General features: G+C 66.7%; 13 protein-coding genes. 6 read left to right on the top strand and 7 right to left on the bottom strand.

Annotated elements, in window-relative coordinates; all coding sequences use genetic code 11:
* The first annotated feature begins 46 nt into the window (after positions 1 to 46).
* Genes B4M62_RS13350 through B4M62_RS13365 form a run of 4 tightly spaced genes read left to right on the top strand, consistent with a single transcriptional unit; the run spans position 47 to position 3,379 of the window.
* Positions 47 to 784 (top strand): SDR family oxidoreductase, encoded by a 738-nt coding sequence (locus B4M62_RS13350; protein WP_290713875.1) that lies wholly within the window; start codon positions 47 to 49, stop codon positions 782 to 784.
* Positions 781 to 1,677, top strand: coding sequence for an NAD(P)-dependent oxidoreductase (locus B4M62_RS13355; RefSeq protein WP_290713877.1), 897 nt, complete (start codon positions 781 to 783; stop codon positions 1,675 to 1,677). Before B4M62_RS13350 ends, B4M62_RS13355 begins: the two co-directional genes overlap by 4 nt.
* Complete coding sequence (locus B4M62_RS13360) at positions 1,674 to 2,072, top strand: carboxymuconolactone decarboxylase family protein (protein ID WP_290713879.1); 399 nt, start codon at positions 1,674 to 1,676, stop codon at positions 2,070 to 2,072. The genes B4M62_RS13355 and B4M62_RS13360 overlap by 4 nt, the downstream gene beginning before the upstream one ends.
* Positions 2,073 to 2,074: 2 nt before the next feature.
* Positions 2,075 to 3,379, top strand: a complete 1,305-nt coding sequence (locus B4M62_RS13365) for an alpha/beta hydrolase domain-containing protein (protein ID WP_290713881.1) — start codon at positions 2,075 to 2,077, stop codon at positions 3,377 to 3,379.
* A 96-nt stretch (positions 3,380 to 3,475) separates the two neighbouring features.
* Here B4M62_RS13365 and B4M62_RS13370 read toward each other — a convergent pair whose 3' ends face one another.
* The 4 genes from B4M62_RS13370 to B4M62_RS13385 are packed head-to-tail and all read right to left on the bottom strand — an operon-like array spanning position 3,476 to position 8,516.
* Positions 3,476 to 4,579 (bottom strand): alpha/beta hydrolase family protein, encoded by a 1,104-nt coding sequence (locus tag B4M62_RS13370; RefSeq protein WP_290713883.1) that lies wholly within the window; start codon positions 4,577 to 4,579, stop codon positions 3,476 to 3,478.
* A gap of 38 nt (positions 4,580 to 4,617) precedes the next feature.
* Positions 4,618 to 6,048 (bottom strand): wax ester/triacylglycerol synthase domain-containing protein, encoded by a 1,431-nt coding sequence (locus B4M62_RS13375; protein ID WP_290713885.1) that lies wholly within the window; start codon positions 6,046 to 6,048, stop codon positions 4,618 to 4,620.
* A 4-nt stretch (positions 6,049 to 6,052) separates the two neighbouring features.
* On the bottom strand, positions 6,053 to 7,690 hold the full coding sequence (locus B4M62_RS13380; RefSeq protein WP_290713887.1) for an AMP-binding protein: 1,638 nt from the start codon (positions 7,688 to 7,690) through the stop codon (positions 6,053 to 6,055).
* 7 nt (positions 7,691 to 7,697) lie between these two features.
* The gene (locus B4M62_RS13385; protein WP_414651847.1) at positions 7,698 to 8,516 is read right to left on the bottom strand and encodes a lysophospholipid acyltransferase family protein; all 819 of its coding nucleotides are present in this window, start codon (positions 8,514 to 8,516) and stop codon (positions 7,698 to 7,700) included.
* A 159-nt stretch (positions 8,517 to 8,675) separates the two neighbouring features.
* Here B4M62_RS13385 and B4M62_RS13390 point away from each other — a divergent pair, with 159 nt between their 5' ends.
* Complete coding sequence (locus tag B4M62_RS13390) at positions 8,676 to 9,653, top strand: NAD-dependent epimerase/dehydratase family protein (RefSeq protein WP_290713956.1); 978 nt, start codon at positions 8,676 to 8,678, stop codon at positions 9,651 to 9,653.
* 9 nt (positions 9,654 to 9,662) lie between these two features.
* Positions 9,663 to 10,580, top strand: coding sequence for an amidohydrolase family protein (locus B4M62_RS13395; RefSeq protein ID WP_290713889.1), 918 nt, complete (start codon positions 9,663 to 9,665; stop codon positions 10,578 to 10,580).
* Between the two features lie 49 nt (positions 10,581 to 10,629).
* Here B4M62_RS13395 and B4M62_RS13400 read toward each other — a convergent pair whose 3' ends face one another.
* The 3 genes from B4M62_RS13400 to B4M62_RS13410 are packed head-to-tail and all read right to left on the bottom strand — an operon-like array spanning position 10,630 to position 13,284.
* The gene (locus B4M62_RS13400) at positions 10,630 to 11,784 is read right to left on the bottom strand and encodes an acyl-CoA dehydrogenase family protein (RefSeq protein ID WP_290713891.1); all 1,155 of its coding nucleotides are present in this window, start codon (positions 11,782 to 11,784) and stop codon (positions 10,630 to 10,632) included.
* 1 nt (position 11,785) lies between these two features.
* The gene (locus B4M62_RS13405; protein ID WP_290713893.1) at positions 11,786 to 12,661 is read right to left on the bottom strand and encodes an SDR family oxidoreductase; all 876 of its coding nucleotides are present in this window, start codon (positions 12,659 to 12,661) and stop codon (positions 11,786 to 11,788) included.
* On the bottom strand, positions 12,658 to 13,284 hold the full coding sequence (locus tag B4M62_RS13410) for a histidine phosphatase family protein (protein ID WP_290713895.1): 627 nt from the start codon (positions 13,282 to 13,284) through the stop codon (positions 12,658 to 12,660). Before B4M62_RS13410 ends, B4M62_RS13405 begins: the two co-directional genes overlap by 4 nt.
* Position 13,285: the final 1 nt, after the last annotated feature.

A 13,285-nucleotide genomic window follows, 5' to 3' on the forward strand; every position in this document is an offset into this window, starting at 1 on the left:
TAACTACCTACCAACCAACCAACCAACCCAATAGATAGGAAGCCCAATGAGCTCAGGACGTTTCGACGGAAAGACCATCATCGTCACCGGTGCCGCCGGTGGTATTGGCGAGGGCTATGCCCGAGGCCTGGCCGAGGAGGGCGCCAATGTCGTCGTCGCCGACCTCAACGACGAGGCCGGCGAAAAGGTCGCCGCCGATATCGGCGGACTGTACGTTCACACCGACGTCTCCGACCCCGAATCGGCCGAGGCATTGGCTGCCGCCACGGTTGCGTGCTACGGCACTATCCACGGCCTGGTGAACAACGCCGCCATCTATGGCGGCATGAAGCTCGACTTCTTGATCACCGTCCCGTGGGACTACTACAAGAAGTTCATGAGCGTGAACCTCGACGGCGCGCTCGCAGTGACCCGTGCCGTGTACCCGCATATGAAGGATGGTGGCTCGATCGTCAACCAGTCCTCCACCGCCGCCTACCTCTACAGCGGCTTCTACGGCCTGGCAAAGGCCGGCATCAACAACCTGACCTTCCAGCTCGCAAATGAACTCGGTGGCAACAACATCCGCGTCAATGCGATCGCCCCCGGACCCACCGACACCGAGGCGACCCGCACGACAACTCCCATGGAAATGGTCGAAGACATGGTGAAGCAGTTGCCGCTCAAGCGCTTCGGCAAGCCCGAAGATCACGTCGGCATGTGCAAATTCCTCCTCTCCGACGAGGCGAACTGGATCACCGGCCAGATCTTCAACGTCGACGGCGGTCAGGTCTACCGGCCATGAGCGAGGCGGCGACGGTACGCCTGGGCTATGTGGGCCTGGGCAACATCGGCGGCCCCATGGCCACCCGCCTGGCCGCATGGCCGGGCGGGCTCACCGTCTTCGACCTTTCCGACGACGCGCTGGCAAAGGTGACCCAAGCTGGTGCAGCGCGATCTGATTCGGTGGCCGCAGTCGCCGAGGCGGCCGACATTATCGGGATCTGTGTCGTCAACGACGAGCAGGTGCGAGCGGTCGTCGCGGATCTACTCACCACCGCCAAGCCCGGCACGATCATCACCCTCCACTCGACAATCGGCCCCGACACTGCAGCCGACCTCGCGGCGGTCTGCGCCGAAGGAGGCGTCCAACTCCTCGATGCCCCTATCTCCGGCGGCGCGCCCGGCGCTGAGCAGGGCCGGCTCGCGATCATGGTCGGCGGTCCACGGGAGGCGTACGAGCGCGTAGCCAAACCACTCAAACTCGCCGGGGACATGGTCGTGCACGCGGGTGAAGACGTTGGCGCGGGAACACGAATGAAGTTGGCGCGCAACCTGCTTCACTTCATCTCGTTCACCGCGACAACCGAAGCGGCCCGGCTCGCCGAGGCTGCCGGCATCGACTTGACCAAACTTGGCCGGGTCGTCCGCCACACCGATGCGATCACCGGCGGAGCCGGAGCGATCATGTTGCGCGATACCACCGCACCAATCGACCCCGATGACTTCTGGCACGGCGTCTTCACCCACGTGGTCAACTTGGGCGAAAAGGATCTCGACCTGGCACTCGCACTGGGCAACCAGCTCGACGTCGAGCTCCCGCTCGGCACGATTGCGCGCGCCAACTTGGCGTCGGGCCTGGGAATCGCTCCACGCGCAGACCGCAAACCCCCACTCAGCAAGGGAGCACAGCAATGAGTTCAGGAACCGCGGCCGGCGGCGAAGGCACCGAGCACCGCAAACGTGGCGTCGACAAAATGTCCGAGGTGTACGGGTGGGACATGGCCGACGGCCCAGGTCTGCATTTTGCCCACACCGCCGATCAGCTATTCGCTGAAGTGTGGTCGCGCGAGGGGCTTTCCAACCGCGATCGTCGCCTGCTGTTGCTCGGTCTACTCGCCGGAAGTGGCCACGTCGACGTCGCCGAGATCCAGTCCGCTGCCGCCCTGGGCAACGGGGAGCTAACTCCCGAACAGCTCGAGGAAATTGCTCTCTTCCTCTGCTACTACGCTGGGTGGCCAGTCGGCACGAAGATGAACACTATCTTCGGGACCGCCATCAACAATTGGCGCAAGGCGCAGAAACAGGACTGACCGTGAAATTCACCGAACTGACCGGTGGCGCTGGCCATTCCCTGATGAGTGCGACGCCGGGCCCCGACCTGGCCGCGCACGACTACACCGAGACCGAGTACGCAGTGACCGGATCGGTCCCTGGACTCACACCCACCGGGCCGGCGCCGCCGGCCGACTTCACCACGAGGGTCTTGGTGCGCCGACCGGCTTCGCCTCATGAGTTCAGCGGGACCCTCGTCGTCGAATGGCTCAACGTGAGCAGCGGTGCCGATGCGGCTCCCGAATACACCTACGTCGCAGCAGAACTGGTTCGCGCCGGCCATGCATGGGTGGGGGTATCGGCGCAGTACATCGGCGTCGAAGGGGGCAGCGGTTCGGTCGAGGTCGATGCCGGGCCAAGCGGACTCGCCGCCAAGGATCCGGACCGCTACGCCAAGATGTCGCACCCGGGTGACGCCTATTGCTACGACATGTTCGCCGCAATCGCATCCGGCCTGCCCGGCGGACCGCTCGCCGACCTGGCCGTTGCGCGCACGCTCGCCGTCGGCGAATCCCAGTCGGCCATGGCCCTGACGACCTATGTGAACTCGTTTGCCGCCGCCCACAACGTGTTTGACGGCTTCTTGATCCACAGCCGCGCGGTGGCGGGCCTCCCGTTCGGTGCGGTCGGGGCACCCGCAGACATCAATCGGGCGTTTTCCGGTGGGCCAATGGCGATTCCAGATGTCGGAGCACCGGTGTTCATCGTGCAGACCGAGACTGACCTGCTCACCAACTTCCGCTTCTTCCTTGCCCGACAACGGGACTCAGAATGCCTACGTGTATGGGAGATCGCCGGATCCGCACATGCCGATCTGGTCCAGGTTGGCCCATTCGAGGAGTACCTCGGCTGCCCCGACCCGGTCAATCGCGGCCAACAAGGGTTTGTGTTACGCGCCGCCCTTCGCCATTTGGTCGCATGGGCACGCGGAAATGATGCGCCCCCGACCGCTGAGCCGTTACGACTCGTCGAGACTGATGCCGACCCGGTGCTCCTACTCGACGATGTCGGCAATGCCGTCGGCGGGGTCCGGACGCCATGCGTCCAAGCGCCCACCACAGTCCTGAGCGGCATCGTTGCTGATCCGGTTTCGCGAATCTGCCTGCTATTTGGCAGTACACATCCGATTCCCGACGAGGTGCTGGCAGCTCGGTACGACTCAGTGGAGCACTACCTGCGGACCTACGCCGAGGCCGTCGACGCTGCGATCTCCGCCGGTTTCGTCTTAGCCGACGACCACGACGAGATCGTCGCCGATGCGCACCCGGAACTTCTTCCTGACTAGGTGCCCACTCGGCGGGGTTGAGGTGCCCACTCGGCGGGGTTGAGGTGCCCACTCGGCGGGGTTGAGGTGCCCACTCGGCGGGGTTGAGGTGGGCGGCTAGTCGGTACCCTCGGTGAGGAACTGGTCGGTCAGTTCGCGGACCCGGCCGGAGAAGACATGACCCACGTGCCCACCGGGATACCACTCGATCCGGCCGCCCCAGTGATGGTGCAACCGCTGCGCCGCGGTCACCCAGGTCACCCGGTCGTTGAGCGCAGCAATCACCAGCCGGCGATCGGGCTCCGCATACGGCAAGACGGCCAAGGGGTCAACAACCGACGACACGGCGCGCACACTGTCCGAACGCAGCAGGGCGGCCGCGTCGCGCCCCACTTTTCCGGCCCGGTCGAGGTGGTGCGCCAGCGTCGCGTGCACCCCGAGCATCGGAACGAGCGCCAACACCGACGAGACCGATGGTTCCAGCCCGGCGACAATGGCGGCCAGCGGTCCGCCCAGCGAGGTGCCGGCAACCGTGATGGCTGCCGGATCCTGCGCGCCGACCCACGACACCATCGTCCGCACCTCAGCGATCGCCTGCACGGTGACGGCGATGTTCTCCAGCGGGTCGAAGCTCGGATGGACGACATTCGCGTGGCTGCGCGCGCCGTGGGCGGGCAGCACCGGCAAGACCACGTTGTAGCCGAGTTTCTCGTGCAGGTGGGCGGCCCGGAAGGAGTAGATGTCGTCGGGCCGGCCCTGTCCGACACCGTGCACCCAGATGATCCACGGACGGTTCGGCTCGTCGTGGACGAGCAGGCGGGCGGACAACACCCCGTCGAGATAGGGGGCGTAGCCGGCCAACGGCTCGGGCAACTCCACCTTCGGCGAGAAGTCGATGTGCTCGTACGTCGTGGTGGTGAAGCGCTTGCGGCTGCGACGCAGGATCGTCGGGACCGGTTGGGGCTGGTTGACACCCGTCACACCCAAGTCGGTGAGGACCGGTGCCGCAGCCTCGCACCGCACGACGGCTTCGGCAAGGTCGTCGATCGACGATACGTCGCGCAGCACCGAGTTGATCGCCACGAACAGCTCATCGACGGCGGACTCCCCCACCGTCCGCGCGCCGACTTTCGACGGGGGGATGCCCAGGGTGGCGTGACCCCGCCCGGCGGCCCGGGCACTGGCCACCGCTCGCGGCACGATGTTCGCGAACAAACCCACTCGGGCCACAGTCGTGTCCCATTTGCTTACTCCCACAATTACTTCGCTTTCTTCGGCGGCTCGGTGGCCGGTTCCCGGGTCGCCTCGGGGTCGAGCAGTCCGCGCGCGATCAGTGCGGACCGCACCTGTTCGAGCGACTCTTCGACGCGGCGCAGGAAACGCTCGGGGTCGGGCATCGACTCGGGGGTGGTGATGAGGCCCATGCTGATCCGGCCCGCGTAGCTGTAGGCGGTGAGGTTCACGTCAGCCGGTGCGATCGCCAGGGCGAAGGAGATCCAATCGACGACCTCGATGTCGCCGACCCACCGGGTCTGCCGTGGTCCGGGCAGGTTGGCGGTCGTAATGTTGTTGACGACGCGCGGCGTCACCGGCGCCGCCAGCTTGCGAAACACCGGCCCGGTGCGCCCGGTGTAGACGGCGATCTGATCGGTCAGCTCGAAGCCGATGGTGCGCCGCTTGCTCACCGCCGCGGCGCAACTCTGCGCCGTCGCGGTCAGCCGCTCGACCGGGTCGTCGATGTCGGTGCGCAGGTACGCCAGTGCCGTCGATATCTCGTTGCCGGCGGTGCGGTTGGACGCCATGTCCGCGGCGACACCGAAGACCGTCACCGCCGGTGACCGCAGATCCTCGCTGCGGGCGATCATCTCGGCGCGCTTCGCCCCGGCGATGACCCCGTGCAGCGCACCGTTGACGGTTGTCCCGGCCGCGACGGCAATCTGCTGAAAGTCCTTCAACGGCAGACTGGCACTGGCACACCGCCGCTCGCCGCCGCTGCGCGTGGAGAAACTGTTTCGCGCCGACTCCATCGGCATCGGCACCAGGTGCCGGTTCTCGAAGCGCCGCGACGTGATCATCCCCCGGACGAGCCGGCCGGTGGCTCGCGGAACGTTCCGGAAGAGTCGCTTTGACTCCGCCCGAGCGGTGCGCAGCAATTCTTCCCGGGTCACCGGGTCGACGTCGGGGATTGGTGCGGCGGTGATCGTCCCCCCCTCCTCGGAGGTCGCCGTCATGAACATGTTGAGGGCGGCGAGCCCGTCGGCGACGGCGTGGTGAACCCGCACGACGACGGCTTGTTGGCCGTCTGCGAGCCCGTTGACCAACGTCAAAGCCCACAACGGTCGGCGGCGATCCAATTGTTCGACGGCCAGGACGGACAACACTCGATCCAGCGCGACCCGATCACCCGGCTCGTCGACGCTGCGCTCGTCGAGGTGCGCGGCGATATCGAAGTCCGGGTCGGGAACCCAGAAGGGACGGGCGCTGTAAGTCTGCGACGCGGTCTCAACGCGCTGGTTCGCACGAGGGAAGTTTCCCAGGTAGCGCGGCAGCACGGCGCGCAACTCGTCGAGCGTAACCGGGCTGCCGCGCCGCGACGAGTCCAGAATCGCGACCTTCAGCGTATGCATCGGCGTGGTCGGGTTCTCCATGTTGAGCATGAGGGCATCGTTGCCGGAGAGTCGCTGCAGCATCGGATCAGTCTCCCTTCTCGGAGAGGTTCCGTTTGAGTACCTTGCCCGTGGCATTGCGGGGCAGGACCTCGATGAAGTGGATGTCCCGGGGCACCTTGTAGCCGGCGAGCTGGCCCTTGATGTGCTCCTTGAGCGTGTCGGCGTCCACGGCCGGGTTGGACCGAACCACGTAGGCCGCCAGTCGCTGGCCGAACCTCTCGTCGTCGACCCCGATCACCGCCGCATCGGCGACGCCGGGGTAGGCGTCGAGAACCTGTTCGACCTCGAGTGGGTAGACATTCTCGCCCCCCGACACGATCATCTCGTCGTCACGGCCGACGACGTAGAGCAGGCCATCGCTATCGAACCGGCCAAGGTCGCCCGACAGCATGTACCCGTCGGCGTAATCCTTGGTGTCGTCGCTGGTGTAGCCGTCGAACGCCGAGTCGTTGGCGACGGCGATCTTGCCGATCTCGCCGGTGGGCACCGGGTCGAGCTGCTCGTCGAGGACGCGCACCGTGGTGCCGGCGATGGGCCGTCCCGCAGTATCGGGCGCGTGGCGCAGATCGGCGGGGACTGCCGTGCTGATCAGTCCCGCCTCGGTTGCGTTGTAGCTGTTGTAGACGACATCACCGAAGTGGTCCATGAACGCGATCAGCGAATCGGCCCGCATCCGCGACCCGCTCGCCGTGGCGAACCGCAGGGTGGGCATCGGCTTGGCAGCCAGGGTTGCGGCGGGCAGATCCATGATCCGTTCGAGCATCACCGGGACGACGGCGAGGCCCGTCGCCCGGTGATCACGAACCAGGTCGAGGGTGTTCTCCGGGTCGAAACGGCGGGTCATCACCATCGTCACGTGCATTGTGGCGGCGATCGCCATCTGCCCGAAGCCCCAGGCGTGGAAGATCGGCGCGGCGATCACCATCGTCTCCCCGCCCTGCCACGGGATGCGGTCGAGCATGGCGACCAGCGAGGTCACGTCCGATCCGCTGGTCGCGCGCTTGGCGCCCTTGGGGGTACCGGTGGTACCCGACGTCAGCAGGATGACGCGCCCGGGTTTGCGCGGGCGGGCCGGGCGCCGGCCCAGCCGCGACGCGATGACGTGTTCGGTGGTGTCGGGGTCGGCCTGCAGGCCTTTGCCCTCCTGCCAGGCCCAGACACAGCGCATGGTCGAGTTCGTCTCGCGCGCCTGGGCGACGAGGCCGGCGAACTCGTCGTCGGCGATGAGGATGTCGGCCTTCTCGCGCTTGAGCACGTCGGCGAGTTGTGGACCGGCGAAGCCGGTGTTGAGCAGGACCGCATCGGCTCCGATCCGGATGGTCGCGGCGAGCGCTTCCACCAGCACCCGGTGGTTGCGGCACATGATGGCGACCGTCTGCGGCGGGCGGGCGGTCAATTCGGTGAGTCCGACGGCAAGGGCGTCGACGCGGGCGTCGAGTTGCGCCCAGGTGAGTGACCCGGCGTCGTCGTGCAACGCGACGGCGCCGGGGTATTGCGCGGCGGCCAGGCCGATGCCGGTGACCGCGTTGGCACCCCCTTGGCGGCGCAGGGAAAGCCCCATGCGCACGTAGCGGTCCGGGCGCAGCAGTGCGAGGAACCCACTGCTGACCAGGACGCGGATGATCCACGCCAGGCGGCCGATTCGTTGGCGGATGCGGTTCATGAGTTCCTCAGCCGATGATCGGGAAGCGCCGGTTGCGGGCAAGTTCGTCAAGCGCGTCCTGCATGCGGGTCCGCACCAGCTCGTCGACGGCGTCGACGTCGGGGTTCTCCCCGAACTCGGCGGTGATGTCGATGGGGTCGAGGACTTGGGTGACCATCTTCGAGGGCAGCGGCAGGTTGGGCGGTACCCCGAAGGTCAGCCCAAAGGGGAAGCCGAGGATCAGGGGTGCACGCGTGGCCCGCATCAGCTTGTCCAACCGCAGGGCCTTGGCCAGTCCGGCTCCGTCGTTGAGGAACAGCTGGGTCTCCTGGCCACCAATGGTGACGATGGGGACGATCGGAACACCCGCCTCGACGGCGGTGCGAACGTAGCCCTTTTGTCCGTTGAAGTCGATGGTGGTGGACTCCGACGTCGGCCGCATGGCGTCCCAGACGCCACCGGGGAAGACTAGGGTCGCCAAGCCATCGCGCAGCGCCGCAACCGCGTTGCGCGGATGAGCCTTCAGAAAGCCGAACTTGCTGAAGATCGTGTCGCCGGCGCCGAGGAAGATCAGGTCGTGGGCCAGGGTGCACAGCGGCCGATCCGCGCCGAATTCGTCAGCGAAAGCGACAGCGATCAGCGGCACGTCGTAGGCGGTGATACCGCCGGAGTGGTTGCTGACCAGCAACACCCCGCCGTCAGGCACCTTGTCCATGCCGCGAACCTCGGAGCGGAAGTAGTTCTTGGCCACCGCGCGCAGCACCGGCATCACCCGTGCCACCCATTCGGGATCCCAACCGGGCGTCGAACCCTTCGCCGAGACTTCCGGCGGCTCACCCTCGCTCATCGCTACTCCCTCCGGCGCCTTCATTGTCTGTGCACCCCACTCATTCTGCAGACTTTTCGACTGAACTAGAACCTGTTCTAATTCAAGAATAGAACAGGTTCTAGTTTTTCACCAAGCGTTAGGGTGAAGCTCTCGAGCAGAGGGGCATCAGTGCGGGTCATGATCACCGGGGCGACCGGGTTTGTCGGCGGCTGGACGGCCAAGGCGATTCACGATAGCGGGCACACCCTGCGCTTTTTCGTCCGCAGCCCGCAACGTCTGGCGAAGGCCGCGGCCTTCTTCGGCATCGACGCGACCGAGGTCGTTGTGGGTGACATCGGCGACGCGGCGGCGGTGGCACGGGCCCTCGACTCGTGCGACGCGGTGGTGCATGCCGCGGCGGAGGTGGCACTGCACCACACGGAGGACGCCGACGCTCTGGTCAAACGCAATCTGACCGGTTCGCGCAACGTCATCGGGCAGGCCGTCGCCGCCGGGATCGACCCGATCGTGCATGTGTCGAGCGCCGCGGTGCTGTGGACCCAGAGCGGCGCGGTGATGCGCACGGATCTACCGCCGACCGGTGGTGCCGGGGCATACGGTCACGCCAAGACCGCCGTCGAGTCCTACGTCCGCGACCTCCAGGCCCAGGGCGCCCCGATCGCGATCACCTACCCCACCGGCGTCGCCGGCCCAGCGGCGGCCGGACACCTGGGCGAAGCCGGCGACGGTGTCTTGACGCTGGCCGACATCGGGGTACTCGGCCGCACGGCCGGCCTGAGCCTCGTCGACGTCCGTGATCTGGCCGACCTACACGTCCGCCTACTCGAACCCGGGCACCGCGCACGCCGCTTCGTTGCCGGCGGACATCAAGCATTCGGCCGAACACTGGCCCAGACCCTGACCCGCGCATCGGGGCATCGGGTCCGCTACCTGCCCATTCCCAACACCGCGCTACTGGGCCTGGGACGGCTCGCCGACCGCCATCGCACCCTGGTCCCGCGCAAACTCGACCAGCTCAGCGAATCAGCAGCCCAGTACCTGCTGTACCCGCCCAACCCCGACAACAGTGCGGCCGAGGCCCTCGGCGTCGTCTTCCGCCCGATCGCCGAGACCATCGACGCGGTGTTCGGAACAAACCGAACCCCGTCGGACTAGGCTGCGTGCGTGAGCCCCCAACGCGGCGCAACGCCAGCACCGTTCACCACCGCCGACGCGACGTCGGTCCGGCGACTCTGGGAACCGCTGGGTCTGCCCGGCATCGTCGACATCCACACCCACTTCATGCCGGACAATGTGCTGGCCAAAGTGTGGTCCTACTTCGATTCGGTCGGCCCACTGCTCGGGCGCGAGTGGCCGATCGCCTACCGCGCCGGCGAACAGGTCCGCGTCCACGGGCTCGACGCGTTCGGAGTCCGCGCCTTCACGTCCATGATCTACGCGCACAAACCCGAAATGGCCGCCTGGCTCAACTCGTGGGCCGGCGCCTTCGCCGCGCGTGAGCCGCGTTGCCTGCACACCTCGACCTTCTACCCCGAACCGGGCGCGGCGCGGTACACCCGATCCGCGATCGACGCCGGCACGCGGATCTTCAAGGTACATGTGCAGGTGGGCGACTTCTCCCCTGACGATCCACTCCTCGACCCGGTCTGGGGCATGATCGCCGAGGCCGGCCTGCCGGTGATCATCCATTGCGGTTCGGGTCCGGCGCCGGGCCGGTTCACCGGCCCCGATCCGGTCGCCGCCGTGCTAGCCAGGTTCCCGCAGTTGCGGCTCATCGTCGCGCACATGGGCACGACGGAGTACCTGGACTTCCTCGGCCTAGCCGAGCGGTATGCGCATGTCGGGCTCGACACGACGATGTCGTTCACGGACTTCGCCGAACTGGATGCGCCGTATCCGCGCGATGCTCTTCCGCGGGTGAAAGCCCTGGGTCACAAGATCTTCTGGGGATCGGACTACCCGAACATCCCCTATCCGTACGCGCACGGCATCGAGTCGCTGATGCGGCTGGATCTCGGCGACGACTGGTTGCGCAAGGTGCTGCACGACAATGCGGCGGACCTCTTCGCGCTCTCTGCATAGCGCGGCCCGACTCCCGCACCAGCGGAAGCAGGGCGATGGCACCAGCTGTCTACCGACCCACCGGCCGAGACACCAATGTGCGGCTGATGACCAGCCGCTGGATCTGGTTGGTGCCCTCGAAGATCTGGGTGATCTTGGCTTCGCGCATCAGGCGTTCGACGCGAAAGTCGCGGGTGTAGCCGTAGCCGCCGAACACCTGAACCGCGTCGGTGGTGACCTTCATCGCAGCGTCGGTGGCGATTAGTTTGGCCGTCGCCGCCTGCCGGGAATACGGCAGCCCCGCGTCGCGGCGGCGGGCCGCGTCAAGGTAGGTCGCCCGCGCCGAATCCACTGCCGCGGCCATGTCGGCCAGCAGGAAGGCCAGGCCCTGGTGTTCGATGATCGTCGTGCCGAAGGCGGTGCGCTCGTTGGCATAGGCGGCCGCCTCGTCGAGGGCGGCCTGCGCGATCCCGACCGCGACGGCGGCGATCCCCAGCCGCCCAGAGTCCAACGCACTGAAAGCGATCGCCAGCCCCTGCCCCTCGGCGCCGATCCGCCGCTCCCCCGGGATGACGGCATCGTCGTAGAACGCCGACGTGGTGGGCACGGCAGCAAGTCCCATCTTGTCCTCGGGCTTCCCGAAGGACAGGCCCTCGGTGTCGCTGGGCACGAGGAAACAGGAGATGCCCTTGGAGCCCTCCGCGGTCCGGGCGAACAGGTTGTAGAAGTCCGCCACCCCACCGTGAGTGATCCAGGCCTTGGTGCCGTTGATCCGGTACCCGCCGTCGACCGCGGTCGCCTGGCAGCGCAGGGCGCCCGCATCGGATCCGGCCTGCGGTTCGGACAGACTATAGGCCCCAATGGTGGTGCCGCTGAGCATGTCCGGCAACCAGCGCTGCTTCTGCGCGTCGGTACCGAAGGCCATCAGCGGGTGGCACGCCAGACTGTGCACGCTCACCGCCACCGCCACCGCGGCCCACCGCGCCGCAATCTCCTCCAAGACCTGCAGATAGACCTCATAGGGCTGCCCGCCGCCACCCCACTCCTCCGGGTAGGGCAGGCTCAGCAGCCCGGCCTCGCCGAGCGTGGCAAAGGCCTGGGCCGGATAGGTCTCCGATCGTTCGTACTCGTCGACGATGGGCGCCAGCGCCTTATCGGCGATATCGCGCGTCAGGGCGATGAGTTCGTGGGCCTCGTCGGTTGGCAGCAGCCGATCAACAGTCATCTCAGTCCTCATTCCACCTCATCCAGAAGTCTAGTTCCAGATCGCGGAGGGCCACGGCGGGGTCGACCTGGTAACCGCCGAAGTCGGTGACGCCGTCGGCTGCGAGTACCTCGTCGTCGATGAAGAACCGGCCGGTGGCGACCGACGCCGGTTTCGAAACGATGGAGATCGCCGCCTCGGCCATGATGTCGACGGTCCGGCTGCGCGATACCAGTTGCTCACTCAGCACATTGCTGACCGCAGCGGTGGCAATGGTGGTGCGCGGCCACAGTGAGTTCACCGCAATGCCGTCGGCGCTTAGTTCCGCCGATAGACCAGCGGTGACCAGCGACATCCCGAACTTCGACATCGCGTAGGCCGTCGGGACCGAAGAAAACCAGCTCGGCTCCAACGTGATCGGCGGCGACAGGGTCAGGATGTGCGCGTTCGGCGACTCGCGGAGCTGATGAATACAGGTGGTGGACAACAAGAACGAGCCGCGCGAATTGATGTCGGCCATGAGGTCGTAGCGCTTCATGCCGATCTGATCACTGGGAGTCAGATCCAGCGCGCTGGCGTTGTTCACCACGATGTCGATGCCACCGAACTGCCCGACGGCCTTCGCCACCGCGGCATGCACTTGGTCGTCGTCGCGGATGTCTCCGACGATGGGCAGGGCATTCCCACCCGCCTGCTCGATGGCCCGCGCCGCGGTAAAGATCGTGCCCGGGAGTTTCGGGTGCGGATCAGCCGTTTTGGCGATCAGCACAATGTTCGCGCCCAGCGCTGCCGCCCGCAACGCGATTGCTTCACCGATCCCCCGGCTGCCGCCAGACATGATGAGGGTCCGCCCGCGCAGGGATCCTTCGTTTGATTGTTGAGGGTCGTTGGTAGTCAACGAAATTCGAGTCCTTCCCGGTTGAGGTGGTCTGCCTCGTTGATCGACACAATCTCTCGATGCCCGTTGGCCAGGGCGTGGATCCGGGTCACCGAGGTGTAGGTCGGCTGGGTGAAGAAGCTGCGCGGCGCGCCCAGAATGTGCGCCAGATAGACGTTGATGACGCCGCCGTGACAGACCACCGCTGCCCGTGCGTTCTCATCGGTGGCGGCAATCACGTCCTCGACGCCCGCGATGGCCCGCTCGGTGAACGCCACCGGGTCAAAGGTATTGACCCCCAGCCGCCCCGAGTTCATGTCCGCCCACAGCAGGCGGCGGTCGGTGTAGCCGTCGAGGTCTACCCCGTAGCTGGTCCAGCCCCGGTCCAGTTCGGCCAGCCGTTCGTCGACGGTCAGCGGTAGCGGCAGCTGGTCGGCCACGATCTGCGCGGTCTGGTGGGCACGGCGCATCGGGCTGCTCACCAGCCGGTGGACCTCACCGTGCCGCCCGGCGACGAGGGCCCCGGCCAGGCGTCGTGCCTGAATCAGGCCGTCCTCGTTGAGGTCCGGGTCGGCCCCGTCACCGTCGCCGTCGCCGTCGACGACGTGGAACGGGCGGGCATGCCGGATCAGCAGCAGTTCCACC

Origin of the sequence: Gordonia sp. UBA5067 (assembly GCF_002414845.1) — a bacterium.
GTDB lineage: Bacteria > Actinomycetota > Actinomycetes > Mycobacteriales > Mycobacteriaceae > Gordonia > Gordonia defluvii.